Below are 19,557 nucleotides of genomic sequence, written 5' to 3'. Positions count from 1 at the left end.
GTTTTTCTTTATTGGGTAAGTAGATTATCTCATTTGTACTTATAAGTCTTTATTTCTAAAATGCTCTGTAATCTATTCATAACGATTAAATTTTTACATCTTGAGTAGGCTTGCTCACTCACTTTATTTATTTTGTTATTGAATAAAGAGAATTGCCTTTAGGAGGAGAGTATTCATGTTGATCCATGCCGATTTTTCACAGGCTGTGATTATCAAACCTGAAGACTATCACTGGGTGAAATCTCCCCGTGGGGAAGTTGATCGTGTCATGCTCGATCGTATTGGCGATGAAATAGCTCGTGCAACCAGTTTGGTGAAATATGCGCCCCATACAACCTTCCCTGAACATCGACATCATCATGGTGAAGAAATCCTCGTACTTTCAGGCGTATTTACTGAAAATCAAAATCAGCACTACCCTGCTGGATGGTATTTACGGAGTCCCCATCAGTCAGTACACCAACCATCGAGTGAAGAAGGTACATTGATTTTTGTCAAACTTATGCAAATTCCTACGTCAGAAACTCAAGCTTTACGGATCAATACCAATGACCCAGCACAATGGCAAGAAATAGATTCGCGTTTAATTTTCACATTGGTTGACGCAAGTTATGAACACACCTATTTAGAAAAACTCAAGCCGCAGCAACTTTTTATTGAAGATGCCGAGGGTGGAATCGAAATTTTGATTACCCGAGGTCAATTGGTCGATAAAGAAGTGGCTTATGAAACTGGCACATGGATACGCCTACCACCGAAAACACATGTACATTTTCAAGCTGGTTTGTCTGGCGCTTCTATTTATGTAAAAACCGGACATCTAGCCTCAGCCATTGCGGAATATAATTAAAGGCTCTTTATGCTTCAAAATACCATGCACCGCCAAGTATTAATTTTGGCGAGTTCCCAATCACTTTTCCAAACCGTTTCTGTCATGGTCATGACCATTGGTGGCTTGGCTGGGGCAAATATTGCAAATACCCCAACACTTGCAACGCTGCCTATCGCCTCTATGTTTTTGGGTACGGCTTTAATGATGTTCCCTGCATCAATGCTCATGGCACGTGTAGGACGACGTAACGGTTTTCTATTTGGCGCTTTTTTAGGTGTGCTCGGTGGCATTATCGCAGCAATGGGTATTTTTTATAGCTCACTCATGCTTCTGGCTTTGGGTACGCTATGTGTCGGGGCCTATCAATCCTTTGCTCAGTTTTACCGTTTTGCTGCCAGTGAAGTGGCAAATGATGCGTTCCGCTCACGCGCTATTTCTTGGGTAATGGCAGGTGGAATTGTTGCAGCACTGATTGGCCCAACTTTAGCACGCTTCGGCGGACCTTTATTCCAGCATTTAGAATATATCGGTTCATTTTTAATTATTAGTATCATCTCACTTGTGGCAATGGGCATTTTATCTAACCTACATATTGCCGATACAGTTGAGCAGAAATCCAACTTTACTGCTGGTCGTCCATGGCAACAGATTGTCTTTCAACCGACCTATTTAGTTGCTCTGTTTGGTGCCGTCACAGGTTATGGCATTATGATTTTAGGTATGACCGCAACACCAATTGCTATGCGGCATTCACACCATGAACTTGGGTCAATTACGACAGTCATTCAACTACATGTACTTGGTATGTTTTTACCCTCATTCTTTACTGGAAACTTAATTGCTCGCTTTGGTGTGCTTAAAATCATGTTTGCAGGTCTTTTATTATTTGCTTGCTATATCGGATTTGCTCTCTCAGGTATTCAGTTCACATCTTTTGCAATATCTTTAATTTTATTGGGTGTGGGATGGAACTTTTTATTTATTGGCAGTACTTCTTTACTCACAGGAACTTATTCTGTGGCTGAAAAAGCCAAGGCCCAAGCCATTAACGATATGACCGTTTTTGTTGTCGGTTTGATTTGTTCGTTTAGTGCAGGTGCTTTACTGGATTTATTCGGCTGGAAAGCAATGAATATAGCGTTAATACCATGGTTGGTGATTGCCGCAGCTTCTCTCTTCTGGCTAAGCCAAAAAAGAGAAAAGCAGTTTGTTTAAATTCTTTTTAACGCGGTTTGCTCAATAGCCATTCTAGATTTTGACGGACCGCAGGCCACTCATGTTTTAAAATACTGTAAACATGAGTGTCCCGCAAAATATCATCTTTCACAATTTGATGACTTCTTAGCACACCATCGAGCTTTGCACCCAAGCGTACAATCGCGGCTTGGCTTTGAACATTTAATGAAGATGTGCGTAACTCAACCGCAATACAGTTTAAAGTCTCAAATGCATGAGTTAGCAATAGTTTTTTACATTCAGTATTTACAGGCGTACGCTGTGCAGACTTTCGGTACCATGTCGAACCAATTTCTACACGGCGATGCGCTTCTTCAATATGCATGAGTGTTGTCATGCCCAGCGCTCGTCCCGTTTTTCGGTCTTCAATATAAAAAGGCAACATAGAGCCGGATTTTTGCAAATCAAGACGTCTTTCAATTTCAGCAGTCATCTGTTCAGGTCTTGGCACACGGGTATACCAAAGATTATAGAGCTCCCCATCGCAAACGGCCTCTTTGAGCGCTTCAGCTTGAGTTACATCTAGCGGCTTTAAAATAACGTGCTCACCCACTAATTCAACAGGTGTAGTCAAAGACATCTTTATCTCCTCAATTGATATTAAGCTTTTATATTTTCAAAATTATTTATTTAACTCAGCCACACTGTACATGGCATTCGCTATAGTTTGATGACCAGATTTCGATAGGCCATCTGCCGCGCCTAAAATGTCTCGGCGTTCTTTGTTTTGCCCAAGTTTTGATTTTCCTTGCAGCTTGGTAATTTCAATCTCAATACCTACAATGGCTTTTAACATCGGTTCAAGATAATCCTTTGGTGCATCGGACATTTTCCATGGTTCAGGTTGAGATGCTTCATGAGTACGGGTTAAACGAGCCACAACACCGCGAACGTAACGTTCGTCATCTCGAATCGTCACTTTGCCATAAGCATGCACAACCCTATAGTTCCATGTAGGTACTTGTCTGTGCTGTTCATGTTTGGATGGGTACCAGTTTGGTGAAATATACGCATCGCCTGCTTGAAAAACGACCAATACCTCATCTCCATTTTTAATGTCCTGCCAAACAGAATTATTTCGTGACACATGGGCATGTAGCATGCCAAATTTCCCTTCATTTGTTTGCAACTCGAATGGAAGATGATTTGCATCTAAGCCATTACTTCCATGCGTAAAAAGCACCCCAAATGGATAGTCTGCAATAAGAGAATGCAATACATCCAAACGGTTTTCTGCAAAATCATCAGGGATATACATGGCTAAAAACCTCGCTGTAAATATCAGGGCTATTTATATTTTGTGTTGTAAATTTTCTGGTTTATGTGGTTTATTAAAAAGAACCACTTTGTATTTTTTTAAGTAGACCAGAATTATGGCAAGAATGGCAAAAGTTGTGGAACTTCCGTCTATTGCAAAGATTGATAAAAGCAAAGGAAAGATAAGTGCTCAACTGACTCAAGCTTTACGTGAAGCTGTACAAAGTGGTGATTTACAACCCGGCGATCCATTGCCTTCTTCTCGTGAACTAGCTTTAACCCTAGGTGTCGCTCGCGGAACCATTATTGAAGCTTATGATCAGCTTTTAGCTGAAGGTGTGTTTGACTCTCAACCACGAACTGGCACTTATGTGTCTCATGCTTTGATTAAAACATCTGTAATACAACACTCATCAAAAGAAAATAAACCTAACTCGATATCTTTGACCAAATCGGCACGTTCTTATGCCAAAGTGCTTGATGAATTTAAGCCACTTCCCCATGTTCCTTTTGCAGTATCTGTCCCCGTCGGTCGTACTCAACCAAGTGATATCTGGCGTAAATTTGGTAATAAATATAGATCACGGGGTGCAGGTGTTCCTTCAGGATATGGTGAACCTCAAGGTGTATTATCACTAAGAATTGCTATAGCAGACTATGTACGACGGTCACGTTCTGTCCACTGCGAACCTGAACAAATTGTGATTACGCCCGGCATTCAACAATCACTTTATATTTGCAGCCAAATTTTATTTGAGGCGAAAGATGAAGTTTGGGTTGAAGATCCTGCTTATCGCGGTACAACAGCCATTTTTGAGCATACTGTACAAAACATTCGAATGGTGCGTGTTCCTGTTGATGAAGAAGGCATTCAGGTTGAAACCGGAATTAAACTTTCTAAACATGCGCGTGCTGCTTTTGTAACACCCTCTCACCAATATCCACTTGGCATGCCGATGAGTCTAGCAAGACGCACGGCATTATTAGCTTGGGCAAAACAGCAAAATGCATGGATCATTGAAGATGATTATGACAGTGAACTTCGTTACAACGGTCAGCCCTTCCCATCTTTACAAGGCATGGCACCTGACCAAGTGATTTATCTTGGGACTTTCAGCAAAGTCTTATTTCCATCGCTTAGGCTTGGCTATGCAGTGTTGCCTACAGAACTGGTAGCTCCTTTTTGTGGGCTTAGAGTATTAATTGATAGACACCCGCCTGCTGCCGACCAACACGTTTTGGCTGCTTTTATTCAAGAGGGTTATTTAGAACGGCATATTCGACGTACTCGAAATGTCTATGCAGAAGTTCGAGAATACATTATTGGCTTGATTGAAAAATACATACCTCAAGAACTGGCTTGGTTACAACCGGGCGATCAAGGCATGCATATGGTGTTATGGCTTGCTCAACATATTAATGATATTGACGTTGCAAGCTCGGCAGTCGATGCAGGTATTGCCATCAAAGCAATTTCACCGACATTTTCAAAAGAGCGGCGACGTTCGGGTTTAATTGTCGGCTTAGGCGATTTTGAACCCGAACTAATGCAACAAGCTATCAAAAAATTATCAAAGATTATTCAACAGCACGCCAAATCAATGTAGGTAAACCTTACAACAGCAACCATAGATGAATCGCAAATGGTCCAATCAGCACCATTAAAATACCAGCAATAACCATGGTTAAACTGGCAATCACCCCTTCTTCACTATTTCTTTGCTGTGCTCTGACTGTACCAAAACCATGCGCTGCGTTACCCAAGGCGGCACCATTTGCCACATTAGAACGGATTTTAGTAATTGCCAAAATTGCATCGCCACAAATCATACCGACCAAACCGGTAATAACAGTAAATAGAGAAACCAATGCTGCCGAACCGTGAATATCTTCCGCTAAAATCATGGCAAATGGTGTTGAAATAGAACGGGCCATCAAACTATTGGTGACTTCAGGGCTAAAGTGGAACCACTGCGCCATTTTATAGGCAGTCATCACACCTACACTCATCCCCACAATAATCGCAATCGAAAGGACCCCAAGGTTTTTACGTATCGTTTCCCGATAACGATAAATCGGTACAGCAAACGCAACCGTTGCTGGTCCTAATAAATTAACAATCCACTGGGTATCTTCTGAATAAGTTTGGTATGAAATTCCAAAAATCGTCATCAAAATGATGGTAAGTACAGGCACACTAATTGCGGGTGATAACCAAAGTTTTGGATGTTTTTGATAGATTCGCTTTGCCACAACATAAGCGACCAAAGTCCAGATGAGACAAAGAATTGACCAGATATTCATGTCATTATGCTCTTTAGATATGCTTATGTTGAAGACGTTTTCTAGCCTGTAAGTAAGCCTTCAAACGATTGTAATAATGAATAGTCAGTGAAGTGCTTAACATGACTAAAATGGTTCCAACCGCAATACTTAAGACGATTTGCCATCCTTCGGTCATAAACAAGGTTTTATACTGGACAACGGCAACGACTACAGGCACAAAAAACAGTAATAGCTCACCTAAAACCACAGTTGCTCCCATTGCCACCTGATCCATTTTGATAATTTTAAAGAACAGGCATAAAAGCAATAAAAACATACCTAAAATACCTGCCGAGACAGGCACACCGAGTTTTTGGTGTAAGAGATATCCGATCCACCAAAATCCAGCCAAAATGAGAATTTGTTTAACTAACACGAACAGTGATGGTTGTGAGGGTGTTCCAGAAGCAGATTCAGTACTCATTTTTCGAAATTAAATGGTTAACTACACTATTATGCTAGCTTGGTTAAACCTGCTAAATATGAATTATTCATGTTAATATTATTCCAAAATGGAATAATCTATTCTTTATTATGCTTTCTCTAAAATCATTACAGTGCTTTGTTACTCTGGTTAAAACTAAAAGTTTTACCCGTACTGCTGAAGAGTTATATCTGACTCAGCCCACCATTAGTAAAATATTACAACAACTCGAAGAGCAGCTTCAGGTACAGCTTTTGGTTAAACCCGATCATGGACGAAAAAGACAAATTGAATTAACTGAAATTGGAGAGCGTATTTATCAACATGCGGTCGAGCTTCTTCAAGCAGAGCAAAACATCTTTCTTGAAATAGAAAACTATCAACAATTAAAAACAGGTACTTTAAAACTTGGCGTTCCACCTTTAGGTTCGCAGCTCCTAACGACTGCCCTATTTGACTTTCATCGTCAATGGCCAGATATTGAATTGGCTTTTATGGAAGTGGGTTCACGCGGTATTGAACAAGCTTTGCTTAACAATGAGTTAGACGTTGGCGTTTTATTGCAGCCTTTTGATACGCAAACTTTTAATAGCATCGAGTTATGTAACTACCCTTTAATGGTACTTTTACGTCGGGATGCGACTTGGGCAACACGTAAAAAAATAAATCTAGAAGAGCTACAACATCAATCGTTTTTAATGTTTCCTGAAAATTTCTCTTTAAACAGTATTATTCTCGATGCATGTAAGCAGCATGGTTTCTACCCCACCATTGCTTGCCGGACCAGCCAATGGCATCTCTTGGCAGACATGGTGTTACAACGTATGGGAATTGCGCTTCTCCCTCAATATTATACCGACATGCTTGACCCGACTTTATTTGCAGCAGTGCCACTCGAAAAACCAAATATTCAGTGGCACTTAGTCATGGCTTGGAAAAAGAATCTTCCTGTCTCACCAGCAGTACAAGCTTGGCTTAGCATTGTCCGTCAACATTTTCAGCACATTAAACCCTAACATTGACCACCGAAATAGCTTAGTTCAAAAACCGATAAAGCTTTTCCACAAAAAAGCTACCCAATCTTGGCTTAGCTCACTTAGACTAGACCCATCTGTTTATCACACGGACAATAACAATGAATAACGAGCATTTTAAGCTGTATACAGATTCACAATTTCTAAGTCCCTATGCATTTACAGTTTTTGTAGGACTACACGAAAAACAAATTCCATTTGAAATAGCAACCATCGACTTAGGCCAGCAAGGCCAGTTTGAAATATCTTTTGTAGAAAAGTCATTAACAGCTAAAGTGCCTGTACTTGAGCATAACGATTTTGCCTTATCAGAATCCTCCGCCATTTTGGAATATCTTGAAGAGCTTTATCCAGACACAGCTATTTATCCAAAAGATATTCAAGCTCGCGCAAGAGCAAGACAAATTCAAGCATGGCTCAGATCAGACTTGGTGGCACTAAGAACTGAGCGTCCAACCGATGTTATTTTTATTCAGCCCAAGTCCACTCCACTTTCAGAAGAAGGCAAAAAAGCAGCCGAGAAGTTTTTCTTTGTTGCAGAAAAACTTCTTGCGTCTGATGCCGAATTTCTTTTTGGTTCATGGAGTATTGTGGATGCTGAACTTGCCCTGATGTTGCAACGTCTTATTCAAAATGGTGATGCTGTACCAGAGCGCCTAAAAAATTATGCATTACAGCAATGGCAACGTCCGACCGTACAAAAATGGCTTGCCTTGCGACATAAATAAATCCTTATATTTACACCAAACATGAGATAAAAAATGAGTGATTCAAACTATATTCCTCCACAAGTTTGGCAATGGACTGGAGAAAAAACCGATTTAAACCAACCTACCTCAGGTGCGCGTTACGAGCATACACTTCCAGTAGGAAAACATCCGCTCCAACTCTACTCTTTAGCAACGCCTAATGGTCAAAAAGTTACTATTTTGCTTGAAGAGCTTTTAGCGTTAGGACATAAAGATGCTGAATATGATGCTTGGCTGATTAAAATCGGAGAAGGACAGCAATTTGGCAGTGGCTTTGTAGAAATTAATCCCAACTCTAAAATTCCAGCATTGGTTGACCATAGCCAAAACCCGCCATTAAGAGTATTTGAATCTGGCTCAATTTTGCTTTACTTGGCTGAAAAGTTTAAAGCGTTTATTCCGACTGATATTGCTGCACGTACTGAATGCCTCAATTGGTTATTCTGGCAAATGGGCAGTGCACCTTACTTAGGTGGTGGTTTTGGACATTTTTATGCTTATGCCCCTGTTAAAATTGAATATGCGATTAACCGCTTTGCAATGGAAACAAAACGCTTACTTGATGTATTAGATCAGCATCTGGCAAAAAACGAATATTTGGCTGGTTCTGAATATAGCATCGCTGATATTGCAGCGTTCCCTTGGTATGGCGGTCTTGTTAAAAACTGGGTGTATAACGGCGCGGAGTTTTTAGGTGTCGATCAATATAAAAATGTTCAACGTTGGGCAGATGCGATTTTAGCGCGCCCTGCGGTACAACGTGGCCGTATGCTCAATCGTACTTTTGGTGATTTAGCTACGCAGTTGCATGAACGCCATGATGCGAGTGATTTTGAGACCAAGACTCAAGATAAATTGCAGAATCAGTCTTAAAAATATCATTTAGTTTTTGACTTACCCGCAAGATATTTCATTTTTGCGGGTATTCAAAGTTGGCAAAATAGCCCGTGTATAACTCACTCAGCCAAGCGACAAAAACTCGTACGCGCGGCGAGAGCTGCCGATGCTGCGGATATAGTGCAGAAACTGACATCTTCGGGCTTTCCCATTCAGATAAAACCTCAACCAGTCGCTCATTTTTTAATTCATTTGCCACATGGTAGTGCGGTACTTGAATTAAGCCAGCCCCTTGTAAGGCAGATAATACATAGTTTTCAGCGTCATTTACCGCGATCCAGCTTTTCAAAAAATAATCTTGTTTTTTACCATTCACCATTAATTCAAATGGATAATTTCGCCCGCCTGATGTCGAGAAGAAATTAACACAATAATGTGATAACAAATCTTCTGGTTGCTCTGGCGTTCCATGTTTATTTAAATAGTCAGGACTTGCACAAATGACTTGTGGCATATCGACCAAATGTCTGGCAATTAAAGTGGAATCATCTAAACGCCCCGCCCTCACTACGCAGTCTATGCCTTCCCTGATCAGATCAACCAAGCGATCCCCCGTACTGATTACCAGTTCAATGTCGGGGTATAACTCGTGAAATTGATCTATATTGGGTAAAACAATTTTAGTTGCATGTGCGCCTGATAAATCGACACGTAATAAACCACGGGGCTGAGCAATTACATTGCGTAAAGATGATTCGGCATCATCGAGTTCCGATAATCTTTGTGTACAACGCTCATAAAATGCCTGTCCATCTAGGGATGGCCTTACATGCCGAGTCGTCCGCTCTAGTAAACGGCACTGTAAATTACTCTCTAACTCCTTAATGGCATTACTTGCTGTAGCACGTGGGATATTTAGCTGATCGGCTGCCTGACTAAAACTACCCAGCTCTACGATGCGGGTAAAAAGTTGCAAGGTATCAAATTTATCCATAGTGCTCGCTTTTAACCCTACCTATTATTAATTTATATGGAATTATCTTATCCAATTCTGATGATTTATCCCATATTTATATATTATTAAAATAAGCCATACTTACTCAAACAGGCAATCTAAAAATGAATATTTCAATAAAAACAGCTCTGGTTACTGGCGCATCACGTGGTATTGGCCGTGCTATTGCAGAACGTTTAGCTCAAGATGGTTTTTATGTGATTGTTAACTATGCTGGCAATAAAGTGCATGCCCAAGCCACTGTAGAACATATTATTGAGCAAGGTGGTCAAGCCTCAGCTATTCAGGCGGATGTTGCAAATGAACATGAGGTGAGCCGTTTGTTTCAAGAAGCTAAAGCGATTAACGGGCAATTAGACGTTGTGGTTCATAGTGCTGGTATTATGCCTATGGCAAAAATTACACCTGAAAGCCTGCCAGATTTCGATAAAGTGATTCATACCAATTTACGTGGCGCGTTTTTAATATTAGCGCATGCGGCCGAAACGGTGCCAGATGGTGGCCGGATTATTGCGCTTTCAACCAGTGTAATTGCCAAATCTTTTCCAGCTTATGGTCCTTATATTGCTTCAAAAGCAGGTGTTGAAGGTTTGGTACATGTGTTAGCAAATGAGTTACGCGGACGGAATATTACTGTAAATGCTGTTGCGCCCGGCCCGACAGGCACTGACCTTTTTTACAATGGAAAAACTGAAGAGCAAGTGGCAGCTATTGCAAAACTTGCTCCACTGGAACGAATCGGGACACCTGACGAAATTGCTGGCGTAATTGCCATGCTGGCCGGTCCAGATGGGGGCTGGGTAAATTCTCAAGTCATTCGTGTAAATGGTGGATTTGCTTAATTTTAAAAACCGTGCGGATTATTTTAATCTGTACGGTTTTTTACTAAATAATAAAATTTCTTAAATCTATTTTATTTTAATAACTTTATAAAATTAACTAATACTAATTTATATAAAATATTCACCGCTCTTATTTATCAAAATAATATATATAAATAGATATTCCTTATTTTTGCTTATATTTAAAACCGCGTAAATTGAACCTTAACAATCTGAATCAAAGATAAGGATATATTCAATGAACGCTAAATTAAATACTGAAACTCCACAAAGTTTTATCTCAAATGGTTCAAATACATCCTTTTCAGCCGAAGAAATTCTTTCTAAAGCACAGCAATATGCACAAGAACACGAATTAAATTTTAGTGGCAGTTTATCACCTGTTGACGCATGGCAACTCGTACAACAAGGAGAAGCTGTTTTAGTTGATGTGCGCACCAATGAAGAACGTAAATTTGTAGGTTATGTCCCTGAAAGTGTTCATGTTGCTTGGGCAACAGGCACATCGTTTAACCGTAATCCACGCTTTTTAAAAGAACTCGAATCAAAAGTTGGCAAAGATAAAACCATTCTTTTGTTATGTCGTAGTGGCAACCGTTCAGCACAAGCTGCCGAGGCCGCATTTAATGCAGGTTTTGAGCATATTTATAACGTTCTTGAAGGTTTCGAAGGTGATCTAAATGATCAGCAACAGCGTAATCAGAAAAATGGCTGGCGCATCCACCAACTTCCTTGGCAACAAGACTAATACTTCAATCAATTTTCAGTGAATCAAGGAAAGCTTGTGACTCAATGGAACATTAATGCGGTTGTACAAGATTTACAACAAGCAAGGCATGACTGGCGTCAGCAACAGCACAGAACAAAAGAATTTGGAGGCCGTGAACTTCCATCTAAAGAAGCTTTAAAGGCCATTTTAGATGACCTGTGCGGGATTTTATTTCCAATGCGTTTAGGCCCTGCCGACTTACGTCAGGAAACTGAAGATTCTTATATTGCCTATACTTTAAATCGGGTACTAACAGCTTTACATGCTCAAGTACAACTGGCTTTAAATTATGAAGCGAAACGACATTTGAGTCATTCAAACCCAGTGCAGCAGCCACAAGAACTTGCTCAAACTATTGTGCAGGATTTTGCCAACACTTTGCCCTCTATACGGCGCCTTTTAGACGGCGATGTGCGAGCGGCTTATGAAGGTGATCCGGCAGCACATAGTGTAGATGAAGTATTACTCTGCTATCCGGGCATATTTGCGATTATCTATCACCGAATTGCCCATCAGCTCTATGCTCAAGTGCCTTTATTGTCTCGCATTATTTCGGAGTTGGCTCACTCTGCAACAGGTATTGATATTCATCCGGGTGCGCAAATCGGTAAAGGATTTTTCATTGATCATGGTACGGGTGTGGTGATTGGCGAGACTTGTGTGATTGGGGAACGCGTTCGTATTTATCAGGCCGTGACCCTTGGAGCAAAACGCTTTGAAACCAATGATGATGGTGGTTTGAAAAAAGATTATATACGCCATCCGATTGTTGAAGATGATGTCGTGATCTATGCAGGTGCCACTATTTTAGGTCGTATTACCATTGGCCGAGGGTCAATTATTGGGGGGAATGTTTGGCTAACCCATAGTGTTGCTGCAGGTAGCCAGATTTTACAGTCACCGAATGAGTCTTATCAAAAAAATCATATTGCCGGTTAAAAACTATAGATGTGAAATAAATAGATAAGGAGATAAATAAACAAAGAACGTGCAGATTAATAAAATGCTTATTTCTAGTTTAAATATATTTTTATTTAGAAAATAGATAACTCATTAATAAGCTCAGTATTTAAAAAATTTATAACGCGATTTTAATTTTAAAACCAGAACTAATTCTAGTTTATATGCATCCTAGAATTTTTATTTTCAAAAAGCCAATGTAATAAGGAAAAATGATTCATGGCGAAAAATACAGACAAAGCCCAACTTGCACTTGGGGACCATGCGGCCCGTCAACTGGCCAATGCAACCAAGACAGCTCCCCAGCTTTCTACAATTACTCCCCGCTGGCTGACTCACTTACTTCAATGGATTCCTGTTGAAGCAGGTATTTATCGCCTAAACCGTGTCAATAATACCGATGATATTCAGGTGGCTTGCACACAACGTGATGAAGCAACTTTACCTCAAACTTTTGTTGATTATGACCCAGAGCCACGCGAATACTTTTTAAATGGTGTATCTACTGTTTTAGATGTACATACACGCGTTGCCGACCTTTACAGCAGCCCACATGACCAAATTAAAGAACAGCTTCGCTTAACCATTGAAACCATTAAAGAACGTCAAGAAAGTGAGCTTATCAATAACCCGGAATACGGTTTACTGGCAAGTGTGACAGATGACCAACGTATTTCGACTTTAAATGGCCCACCTACTCCTGATGATCTTGATGATTTGCTACGTAAAGTCTGGAAAGAACCGGGATTTTTCTTAGCACACCCTGATGCGATTGCAGCATTTGGCCGTGAATGTACACGCCGTGGTGTACCGCCTCCAACGGTTAGCTTATTTGGTTCGCAGTTCATTACATGGCGCGGAATTCCACTTATTCCATCAAATAAAATTCCTGTAGAAGATAGCAAAACTAAAATCTTGCTGCTTCGTGTTGGTGAAAAGCGTCAAGGGATTGTTGGTTTGTTCCAACCAGGTCTTGCTGGTGAACAATCACCGGGGCTTTCAGTACGTTTTATGGGCATTAACCGTAACGCAATTGCGTCATATCTGATCTCGTTATACTGCTCACTTGCAGTATTAACAGACGATGCTTTAGCAGTGTTAGATGATGTGGAGGTGGACAAATATCATGACTACCCAGTTAACTACAAGTAATCTGCAAGGTAGTTCAACGGGGCCTGAAGTGACTGGTGCTAACCCACCAGCCAACTTCCCCGATGAGTCCACCATTGCTCGACTTGCTAATGAGTTTTTTTCAGCAGTGCCAAGCTCAAGCAGTTCGACTTCTTCATCGGGCCTTAACTTGGACTTACCTGTCGGAGCGCCACCTCACCCACCGCAACCGGGTGAACCATTTTCTGCACTCAGTGGTCGTGCGCCCAATATCGCCTTTCAGAAAAGTCTCAATCCGGAATATCCTGAGCATATTCCAAATTTGCCAGACTACCCTGAACGTCGAATTGTAGCGTCTGCGCCTGTGGTGGGTGGAGCTAATTTGCCACGCCCACCATTTGAACCACATTTGCCAGAAGCTGCTCATAGTGAACCCAATGTGCCACGCATTGAACCAAGCTTGCCCACTGGTACAGGTGAATCACCTTATTATTTTTTAAATGATTTCTCTGCTCCGAATGCAATAGAACCATCTGTTAAAGGGGTTGAAGATAATTATTCGGTTGCACAGTCTTTTCAGTTGCCACATGGTGACCAGCTCAAGTCATTACTGACGGAAGATCGTTTTGCAACGAACACACCTACCCAAAGTTCGACAAGCTCTGCATTTTATTTTTTAGACTTGCCTCAAAGTGGACAAAGTTATAGTCACTATCAACCATCACAACCCACTTTTGTAGCTAGTAGTGCTCAACCACTCGATGTATATGCCATACGTCGTGATTTCCCAATTTTACAGGAACGCGTCAACGGTCGACCTTTGGTCTGGTTTGATAATGCAGCGACCACACAAAAACCGCAGCGCGTGATTGACCGGATTGCTTATTTTTATCAGCATGAAAACTCAAACATTCACCGTGCTGCCCATGAGTTAGCGGCTCGTGCAACCGACGCCTATGAGCATGCAAGAAATGTAGTTGCCCGATTTATTGGTGCACCCTCTTCTAAAGAAATTATCTTTGTTCGAGGAACAACCGAAGGGATTAACCTGATTGCAAAAACATGGGGTGAGCAAAATATTGGCGAAGGTGATGAAATTATTGTTTCTCACTTAGAACACCATGCCAATATTGTGCCTTGGTATCAACTCACTAAAAAAACTGGAGCGAAATTACGAGTCATTCCTGTGGATGACACGGGCCAGATTATTTTAGAAGAGTTACCAAAACTGATTAATGAACGTACTAAACTGTTGTCGATTACTCAAGTTTCGAATGCTTTAGGTACAGTCACACCTGTTGCTGAAGTCATTAAAATTGCCCATGCCAAAGGTGTACGCGTTTTAGTTGACGGTGCTCAATCTGTTTCGCACATCCCTACCAATGTACAAGCTCTCGATGCAGACTTTTTTGTGTTCTCTGGACATAAAGTGTTTGGGCCGACGGGCATTGGTGCGGTCTATGCAAAACCAGAGTTGCTAGAAAGCATGCCTGTTTGGGAAGGCGGCGGTAACATGATTCAGGATGTGACCTTCGAACAGGTAGTTTACCAACCTGCACCAAACAAGTTTGAAGCTGGAACTGGAAACATTGCCGATGCTGTTGGTTTAGGTGCTGCCCTTGAATATGTAGAAAGTCTAGGCATTCATAACATTGCTCGCTATGAACATGATCTACTCGAATATGGTCAAAATGCGCTGAGTAGTGTGTCTGGTTTACGCCTGATCGGAACGGCGCATCACAAAGCCAGTGTGATGTCCTTTACTTTACAAGGCTATTCAACTGAACAAGTCGGTAAAGCTTTAAATCAACATGGTATTGCTGTACGTTTTGGGCACCACTGTGCACAGCCAATTTTACGTCGTTTTGGTGTAGAACAGACCGTGCGTCCGTCTTTGGCTTTTTATAATACGACGGAAGAAATTGATTTATTGGTGTCGGTGTTACATCAACTGACACGTAATAGGCGTAGCAATTAAATCTATTTGTAGAAAAGACTGCTTTTGAGCGGTCTTTTTTATGGATTCTTTATTGAAGCTACTTTAGCTCTAAAGTCATATATAGATGTAATAAGTCAAAGTAGTTATCACGGCGGAATCTTATTATTTTAAATTCGATTTCTAAGTTAGCCTTCGGCTCGAGCTAAAAGTCATTAATAATCTAAAAAATTTAAAGTGCTTAACACGGCGGAGTCTTACCGTTTTCAAATCCAAAGAAAGTAGCTAATTCCATTACTTTTTTAAAAAAGTAACCAAAAACTTTCTCATCCACAGAACCTGTTCTCTGTTTTTATTTTTCAAAAAATATTGCAAATACATTATCTTTATAAATTATGGCAGGCTGTGGATGAAATTTAGCACTAGCAAATGCAAGTATAGACTCCGTTGTGCTAGTCTAAAAACTTGCAGATAACTTTAATCTGAGGAAATATCAATAGATATCCAACTTAATTAAACAATCCCCAAATCAATCTCAATGCAATCCCAATCAACAACACTCCCATCACCCTCTCAAAATAAACCCCAAACTCCAAAAATCTTTTACGTACGATAGGCTGTGCAAACAGTACACTCACCACCATAAACCAAATAGCGTTAACCATACACATCCATATCCCATAAAAAACCTGAACTTTCATTGGTGTGGTCGTACTTACAACCGTCGTAAAAATTGCCAGAAAAAAGATGGTGGCTTTGGGGTTCAATGCATTAGTGAGAAAACCCATTGTAAAAGCTTTAAATAAACTCGACGTATCACTGTCTGCTTGGCCATTAATATCAATAGTGGTATTCGGCTGGCTACGTAAACACTGCCATCCTAAATACACTAAGTAAGCTGCCCCCGCTGTTCTGATCAGTGACATGAGCCATTCGCTTTGCTGAATCAAAAAGCCAATACCAACAAGTGTATAAAACACATGTACTGAAATTCCGACACCAATACCAATTGCAGTCAGACATCCAATCAAATAACCATAACGTACACTTTGTCTTACCGTAATCACAAAATCTGGTCCCGGTAAAATCACCGCCATAAAGTGAATAAGAGCTAGCGTTAAAAACTCATGCCCATACAACTGCCACATAACAATTTAGTTTCCTGAAAATCACTTAAAAGATTGTATTGCGATTTTTTAGACGCGATAATCCAGTCAAAATCCAAATAACTTTTGCCTCATGAGCACAAATCAAAGTCTGGTTCTGTTAAATGAAATGGCGACTTTCGTTAAGGTTGTCGAGTCGGAAAGCTTTTCTGAAACTGCACGCCAGCTTGGTACAACACCTTCTGCTGTGAGCCGCGCGATTGCTCGATTAGAACGTGCTTTAGGCACCCGCTTACTCTATCGAACTACGCGGAAACTTCGCTTAAGTGAAAGCGGACAACAGGTCTATCAACGTTGCTTAGATATGGTGAATGCTGCACAAGCAGTCATGGAAAGTTCGGGCCAATTTCATGTCGAACCCGAAGGTATTATTCGTATGAGTGTTCCGAAAGCTGTGGGACATTTTATGATTCATCCGCATTTACCCGAATTTTTAGGACGTTATCCAAAAATTGATATTCAAATGCTTTTAGAAGATCGCTATGTAGATCTCATTGATGATGGCGTCGATTTAGCGCTTCGAATTACAGAGCAACCACCGGGTGGCCTTATGGGTCGAAAGCTGATTGATATTGATCACTTGGTTTGTGCCACACCTGAGTATTTGTCCAAGCATGGCACACCGAACCATCCTCATGATTTAAAGCAGCATGAATGCATTTACTTGGGTGAACAAGCCAGTGACTCAAAGTGGAAATTTCAACAAGGAAATAAATCGATAAGTGTTGCCGTGCGTGGTCGTTATGCTGCAAATCATACGGGTGTGCGTTTGAGTGCTGCATTACAGCATTTAGGTATTGCGAGCTTGCCGTACTTCGTTGCACGCCATGCTCTACAACAAGGCACCTTAGTTCAGGTTTTACCAGACTGGGATTTTAAAACCTATTACAGTGGTGGGCTGTGGTTACTATACCCACCGACACGGCATGTTCCGCCTAAATTGAGTGTGTTGATTCAATATTTGGCAGATAAATTAGCAGCAGAGCCGACTTTATTTAATTTAAAGTAATATAAAGTCAAAGAATTAGCACGATGGAATCCTACCTTTAATCTCTAAAGCAATCAGCTAATTCTGTTACTTTTTTTGAAAAAAGTAACCAAAAAACTTTCTCATCTACAGAACCTGACCACTGTTTACATCTATAAAAAATATTGCAAAAACATTATCTTTATAAATTATGGGCAGGCTGTAGATGAATCTTAGCTCGAGTAAATACTATCTAGAGTCCTGATCTTTAGAGGTTATTAGCACGATTACTCAACCAATAGGTCTTTTGGATTAATCGTATCGCCATAGACTGGTTTTAAGGTTTTTTCATAAGCCTGATGAATCACACCTTCTTTTGCCAGTTTCTCTAAGTCTTGGTTCAACCAGTCCAGTAACTCTTTATCGCCTTTTTTCACTGCTGGTGCAATTAAGTCCTGCTCACCTAAATTAGTAATGCCAACAGTGTAATTTGGATTTTCTTTGGCCCAAGCTAAAACCAGCAAGTTATCATGTGCAAGCGCAGCACCACGACCATCTTTTAAAGCATCAAAAGTTTCAGTGTTTTGCTCATACTTTTGTAGTTTAATCTCAGGATGAGTCTTGGTGAAGAATGAATCAGCCGTTGTACCTTTGTTTACCAGCAAGGTTTTATCTTTAAGTTGAGCCACATCGGTAATTGGATGGCTTTTAGGAGAAACCACACCGAGCGCCACTTTTAGGTAAGGCTTAGCAAAATCGACCACCTCTTTACGTTCTGGGGTAACAGTAAAGTTTGCAAAAATAATATCTACTTTATTGGCTTTTAAATATTCGACACGGTTAGCCGCTTCAGTTAAAACAAACTCAACTTTGTTTTCATCACCCAGCAGATCTTTAGCAACATGCTTGGCAATCTCTACATCAAAGCCTTGGTTTTTACCTTGAGCATCTAAATATCCAAACGGCGGTTTATCGCTAAATACGCCAATTCGTACCACACCATTCTTTTTGATCTGTTCAATACTTGACGTAGTTTGTGTGGTATCGGCCGTTTTTTCAGTAGATTGAGTTCCTTTGTCACATGCAACCAAACCTAAACTCAGTAAAGAGGCAGCTAAAATATGTTTCACGTTTTGAAATGTTAATGTTGTCATTATTTCACCCTATCGTTCTTGTAAAAATCTTATTTAAAAATAGCAGCGCCTACTTTCAGACACTGCTCTAGCGATATCGAAAATTATTGGCCTACATCTAAAAACACATTCGGATTGACCGAGTCACCGTAAATTGGCTTCAAGGTTTCATCATAAATTTTCTTAATTTCACCGCTTGTTCTTAGTTGCTTAATTTCAGTATTGAGCCAATTCAACAATTGGGTATTGCCCTTTTTAACTGCTGGTGCAATAAACTCTTGATCACCAATAGATTGAATACCTGCCACATAACTTGGGTTCTTCGCGGCCCATGCCAAAGCATAGGTACTATCTTGTGAAATCGCGTCACCACGACCGTCGGTTAAAGCTTTGAAAGCATCCGAGTTTCTTTCAAACTTGAGTAAATTTACTTTTGGATAATGCTTGGTAAAGTAGGTATCTGAACTTGTGCCTTTATTTACGATTAAGGTCTTACCTTCTAATTGGGCAATGTCAGTAATCGGTTTGGCTTTAGGCGAAACAATACCAAAAGCACCTTTTAAATAAGGCTCGGCAAAATCTACAACTTCCTTACGTTCAGGCGTTACTGTAAACGTCGCGAACACCACATCGGCACGATTTGATTTTAAAAACTCCACCCGATTTGAAGCTTCAGTCACAATAAACTCAACTTTCTTTTCATCACCAAGCAAATCTTTAGTCACCCGTTTTGCTAGAGCCACATCAAAGCCCTGATTATTCCCCGCACTATCTACATAACCAAACGGCGGATCATCAGCAAAAACAGCAACGCGTAGAACTCCATTTTTTTTGACTTGTTCTAAAGAATGGTCTTCTTGAGCATTACTTGCCTGTTCAGTTGATGGTGTTTTACTACATGCAGTTAATAAAACCCCAGCAACAGCAAAACTGCTTAATATTTTTATTGAATTACGTTTAAACAT

The 19,557-nt window shown here is 40.5% G+C and carries 20 protein-coding genes; 12 read left to right on the top strand and 8 right to left on the bottom strand.

Annotated features, from left to right (window positions below; translation table 11 throughout):
* The first annotated feature begins 175 nt into the window (after nt 1-175).
* Together GO593_RS14710 and GO593_RS14705 are read left to right on the top strand one after the other, a co-directional pair.
* Entirely contained in the window at nt 176-850 is a 675-nt protein-coding gene (locus GO593_RS14710) for a cupin domain-containing protein (protein WP_000905127.1), read from the top strand.
* 9 nt (nt 851-859) lie between these two features.
* The gene (locus GO593_RS14705; RefSeq protein ID WP_000941180.1) at nt 860-2,047 is read left to right on the top strand and encodes an MFS transporter; all 1,188 of its coding nucleotides are present in this window, start codon (nt 860-862) and stop codon (nt 2,045-2,047) included.
* Between the two features lie 7 nt (nt 2,048-2,054).
* Here GO593_RS14705 and GO593_RS14700 read toward each other — a convergent pair whose 3' ends face one another.
* Both GO593_RS14700 and GO593_RS14695 read right to left on the bottom strand, forming a co-directional pair.
* Nucleotides 2,055-2,648 (bottom strand): GNAT family N-acetyltransferase, encoded by a 594-nt coding sequence (locus GO593_RS14700; protein WP_000060345.1) that lies wholly within the window; start codon nt 2,646-2,648, stop codon nt 2,055-2,057.
* A gap of 42 nt (nt 2,649-2,690) precedes the next feature.
* Nucleotides 2,691-3,326: an FMN-binding negative transcriptional regulator gene (locus tag GO593_RS14695; protein WP_000275754.1), complete on the bottom strand. Its 636-nt coding sequence runs from the start codon at nt 3,324-3,326 to the stop codon at nt 2,691-2,693.
* Between the two features lie 115 nt (nt 3,327-3,441).
* Here GO593_RS14695 and pdxR point away from each other — a divergent pair, with 115 nt between their 5' ends.
* On the top strand, nt 3,442-4,932 hold the full coding sequence (gene pdxR, locus GO593_RS14690; protein WP_000113400.1) for a MocR-like pyridoxine biosynthesis transcription factor PdxR: 1,491 nt from the start codon (nt 3,442-3,444) through the stop codon (nt 4,930-4,932).
* 7 nt (nt 4,933-4,939) lie between these two features.
* Here pdxR and GO593_RS14685 read toward each other — a convergent pair whose 3' ends face one another.
* Both GO593_RS14685 and GO593_RS14680 read right to left on the bottom strand, forming a co-directional pair.
* The gene (locus tag GO593_RS14685; RefSeq protein ID WP_001028715.1) at nt 4,940-5,629 is read right to left on the bottom strand and encodes an LrgB family protein; all 690 of its coding nucleotides are present in this window, start codon (nt 5,627-5,629) and stop codon (nt 4,940-4,942) included.
* 13 nt (nt 5,630-5,642) lie between these two features.
* Nucleotides 5,643-6,074 carry a CidA/LrgA family protein gene (locus tag GO593_RS14680; protein WP_000102767.1) on the bottom strand — a complete coding sequence of 144 codons (432 nt, stop codon included), beginning with the start codon at nt 6,072-6,074 and terminating at the stop codon, nt 5,643-5,645.
* 110 nt (nt 6,075-6,184) lie between these two features.
* Here GO593_RS14680 and GO593_RS14675 point away from each other — a divergent pair, with 110 nt between their 5' ends.
* From GO593_RS14675 to yghU, 3 genes are all read left to right on the top strand, one after another.
* A complete protein-coding gene (locus GO593_RS14675) occupies nt 6,185-7,090 on the top strand; it encodes a LysR family transcriptional regulator (RefSeq protein WP_000949923.1) in 906 nt (301 codons plus the stop codon).
* A 119-nt stretch (nt 7,091-7,209) separates the two neighbouring features.
* Nucleotides 7,210-7,836, top strand: coding sequence for a glutathione transferase (gene yfcF / locus GO593_RS14670; RefSeq protein ID WP_001058349.1), 627 nt, complete (start codon nt 7,210-7,212; stop codon nt 7,834-7,836).
* Between the two features lie 33 nt (nt 7,837-7,869).
* Nucleotides 7,870-8,730 carry a glutathione-dependent disulfide-bond oxidoreductase gene (gene yghU / locus GO593_RS14665; protein WP_001285216.1) on the top strand — a complete coding sequence of 287 codons (861 nt, stop codon included), beginning with the start codon at nt 7,870-7,872 and terminating at the stop codon, nt 8,728-8,730.
* 37 nt (nt 8,731-8,767) lie between these two features.
* On the opposite strand, the gene GO593_RS14660 is transcribed toward yghU, so the two are convergent.
* Nucleotides 8,768-9,688, bottom strand: coding sequence for a LysR family transcriptional regulator (locus GO593_RS14660; RefSeq protein ID WP_000357083.1), 921 nt, complete (start codon nt 9,686-9,688; stop codon nt 8,768-8,770).
* A gap of 125 nt (nt 9,689-9,813) precedes the next feature.
* Between GO593_RS14660 and GO593_RS14655 the strand changes: the two genes are divergently transcribed.
* From GO593_RS14655 to GO593_RS14635, 5 genes are all read left to right on the top strand, one after another.
* Nucleotides 9,814-10,551 (top strand): SDR family oxidoreductase, encoded by a 738-nt coding sequence (locus GO593_RS14655; RefSeq protein ID WP_001027017.1) that lies wholly within the window; start codon nt 9,814-9,816, stop codon nt 10,549-10,551.
* Nucleotides 10,552-10,789: 238 nt separating this feature from the next.
* Nucleotides 10,790-11,299: a rhodanese-like domain-containing protein gene (locus GO593_RS14650; RefSeq protein WP_000992248.1), complete on the top strand. Its 510-nt coding sequence runs from the start codon at nt 10,790-10,792 to the stop codon at nt 11,297-11,299.
* An 18-nt stretch (nt 11,300-11,317) separates the two neighbouring features.
* The gene (epsC, locus tag GO593_RS14645) at nt 11,318-12,259 is read left to right on the top strand and encodes a serine O-acetyltransferase EpsC (protein ID WP_100223331.1); all 942 of its coding nucleotides are present in this window, start codon (nt 11,318-11,320) and stop codon (nt 12,257-12,259) included.
* A gap of 240 nt (nt 12,260-12,499) precedes the next feature.
* Nucleotides 12,500-13,432 carry a family 2A encapsulin nanocompartment shell protein gene (locus tag GO593_RS14640; protein ID WP_001107596.1) on the top strand — a complete coding sequence of 311 codons (933 nt, stop codon included), beginning with the start codon at nt 12,500-12,502 and terminating at the stop codon, nt 13,430-13,432.
* The gene (locus GO593_RS14635) at nt 13,407-15,368 is read left to right on the top strand and encodes a family 2A encapsulin nanocompartment cargo protein cysteine desulfurase (RefSeq protein ID WP_000211588.1); all 1,962 of its coding nucleotides are present in this window, start codon (nt 13,407-13,409) and stop codon (nt 15,366-15,368) included. The genes GO593_RS14640 and GO593_RS14635 overlap by 26 nt, the downstream gene beginning before the upstream one ends.
* Before the next feature lie 467 nt (nt 15,369-15,835).
* Here GO593_RS14635 and GO593_RS14630 read toward each other — a convergent pair whose 3' ends face one another.
* Entirely contained in the window at nt 15,836-16,474 is a 639-nt protein-coding gene (locus tag GO593_RS14630; RefSeq protein ID WP_000267775.1) for a LysE family translocator, read from the bottom strand.
* Between the two features lie 91 nt (nt 16,475-16,565).
* On the opposite strand from GO593_RS14630, the gene GO593_RS14625 reads away from it, so the two are divergent.
* Complete coding sequence (locus tag GO593_RS14625; protein ID WP_001983985.1) at nt 16,566-17,501, top strand: LysR family transcriptional regulator; 936 nt, start codon at nt 16,566-16,568, stop codon at nt 17,499-17,501.
* A 245-nt stretch (nt 17,502-17,746) separates the two neighbouring features.
* Here GO593_RS14625 and GO593_RS14615 read toward each other — a convergent pair whose 3' ends face one another.
* A complete protein-coding gene (locus GO593_RS14615) occupies nt 17,747-18,613 on the bottom strand; it encodes a cysteine ABC transporter substrate-binding protein (RefSeq protein WP_000209982.1) in 867 nt (288 codons plus the stop codon).
* Nucleotides 18,614-18,696: 83 nt separating this feature from the next.
* Nucleotides 18,697-19,557 carry a transporter substrate-binding domain-containing protein gene (locus tag GO593_RS14610; RefSeq protein ID WP_000476779.1) on the bottom strand — a complete coding sequence of 287 codons (861 nt, stop codon included), beginning with the start codon at nt 19,555-19,557 and terminating at the stop codon, nt 18,697-18,699.

It is taken from the genome of Acinetobacter baumannii (assembly GCF_009759685.1).
Lineage (GTDB): Bacteria > Pseudomonadota > Gammaproteobacteria > Pseudomonadales > Moraxellaceae > Acinetobacter > Acinetobacter baumannii.
This window is presented reverse-complemented; position numbering and strand designations above follow the sequence as displayed.

Coding starts and splice junctions, on each gene's coding strand:
- GO593_RS14710 (WP_000905127.1), top strand. CDS start 176: ATGTTGATCCATGCCGATTTTTCACAGGCTGTGATTATCAAACCTGAA.
- GO593_RS14705 (WP_000941180.1), top strand. CDS start 860: ATGCTTCAAAATACCATGCACCGCCAAGTATTAATTTTGGCGAGTTCC.
- GO593_RS14700 (WP_000060345.1), bottom strand. CDS start 2,648: ATGTCTTTGACTACACCTGTTGAATTAGTGGGTGAGCACGTTATTTTA.
- GO593_RS14695 (WP_000275754.1), bottom strand. CDS start 3,326: ATGTATATCCCTGATGATTTTGCAGAAAACCGTTTGGATGTATTGCAT.
- pdxR (WP_000113400.1), top strand. CDS start 3,442: ATGGCAAGAATGGCAAAAGTTGTGGAACTTCCGTCTATTGCAAAGATT.
- GO593_RS14685 (WP_001028715.1), bottom strand. CDS start 5,629: ATGAATATCTGGTCAATTCTTTGTCTCATCTGGACTTTGGTCGCTTAT.
- GO593_RS14680 (WP_000102767.1), bottom strand. CDS start 6,074: ATGAGTACTGAATCTGCTTCTGGAACACCCTCACAACCATCACTGTTC.
- GO593_RS14675 (WP_000949923.1), top strand. CDS start 6,185: ATGCTTTCTCTAAAATCATTACAGTGCTTTGTTACTCTGGTTAAAACT.
- yfcF (WP_001058349.1), top strand. CDS start 7,210: ATGAATAACGAGCATTTTAAGCTGTATACAGATTCACAATTTCTAAGT.
- yghU (WP_001285216.1), top strand. CDS start 7,870: ATGAGTGATTCAAACTATATTCCTCCACAAGTTTGGCAATGGACTGGA.
- GO593_RS14660 (WP_000357083.1), bottom strand. CDS start 9,688: ATGGATAAATTTGATACCTTGCAACTTTTTACCCGCATCGTAGAGCTG.
- GO593_RS14655 (WP_001027017.1), top strand. CDS start 9,814: ATGAATATTTCAATAAAAACAGCTCTGGTTACTGGCGCATCACGTGGT.
- GO593_RS14650 (WP_000992248.1), top strand. CDS start 10,790: ATGAACGCTAAATTAAATACTGAAACTCCACAAAGTTTTATCTCAAAT.
- GO593_RS14640 (WP_001107596.1), top strand. CDS start 12,500: ATGGCGAAAAATACAGACAAAGCCCAACTTGCACTTGGGGACCATGCG.
- GO593_RS14635 (WP_000211588.1), top strand. CDS start 13,407: ATGACTACCCAGTTAACTACAAGTAATCTGCAAGGTAGTTCAACGGGG.
- GO593_RS14630 (WP_000267775.1), bottom strand. CDS start 16,474: ATGTGGCAGTTGTATGGGCATGAGTTTTTAACGCTAGCTCTTATTCAC.
- GO593_RS14625 (WP_001983985.1), top strand. CDS start 16,566: ATGAGCACAAATCAAAGTCTGGTTCTGTTAAATGAAATGGCGACTTTC.
- GO593_RS14615 (WP_000209982.1), bottom strand. CDS start 18,613: ATGACAACATTAACATTTCAAAACGTGAAACATATTTTAGCTGCCTCT.
- GO593_RS14610 (WP_000476779.1), bottom strand. CDS start 19,557: ATGTTTAAACGTAATTCAATAAAAATATTAAGCAGTTTTGCTGTTGCT.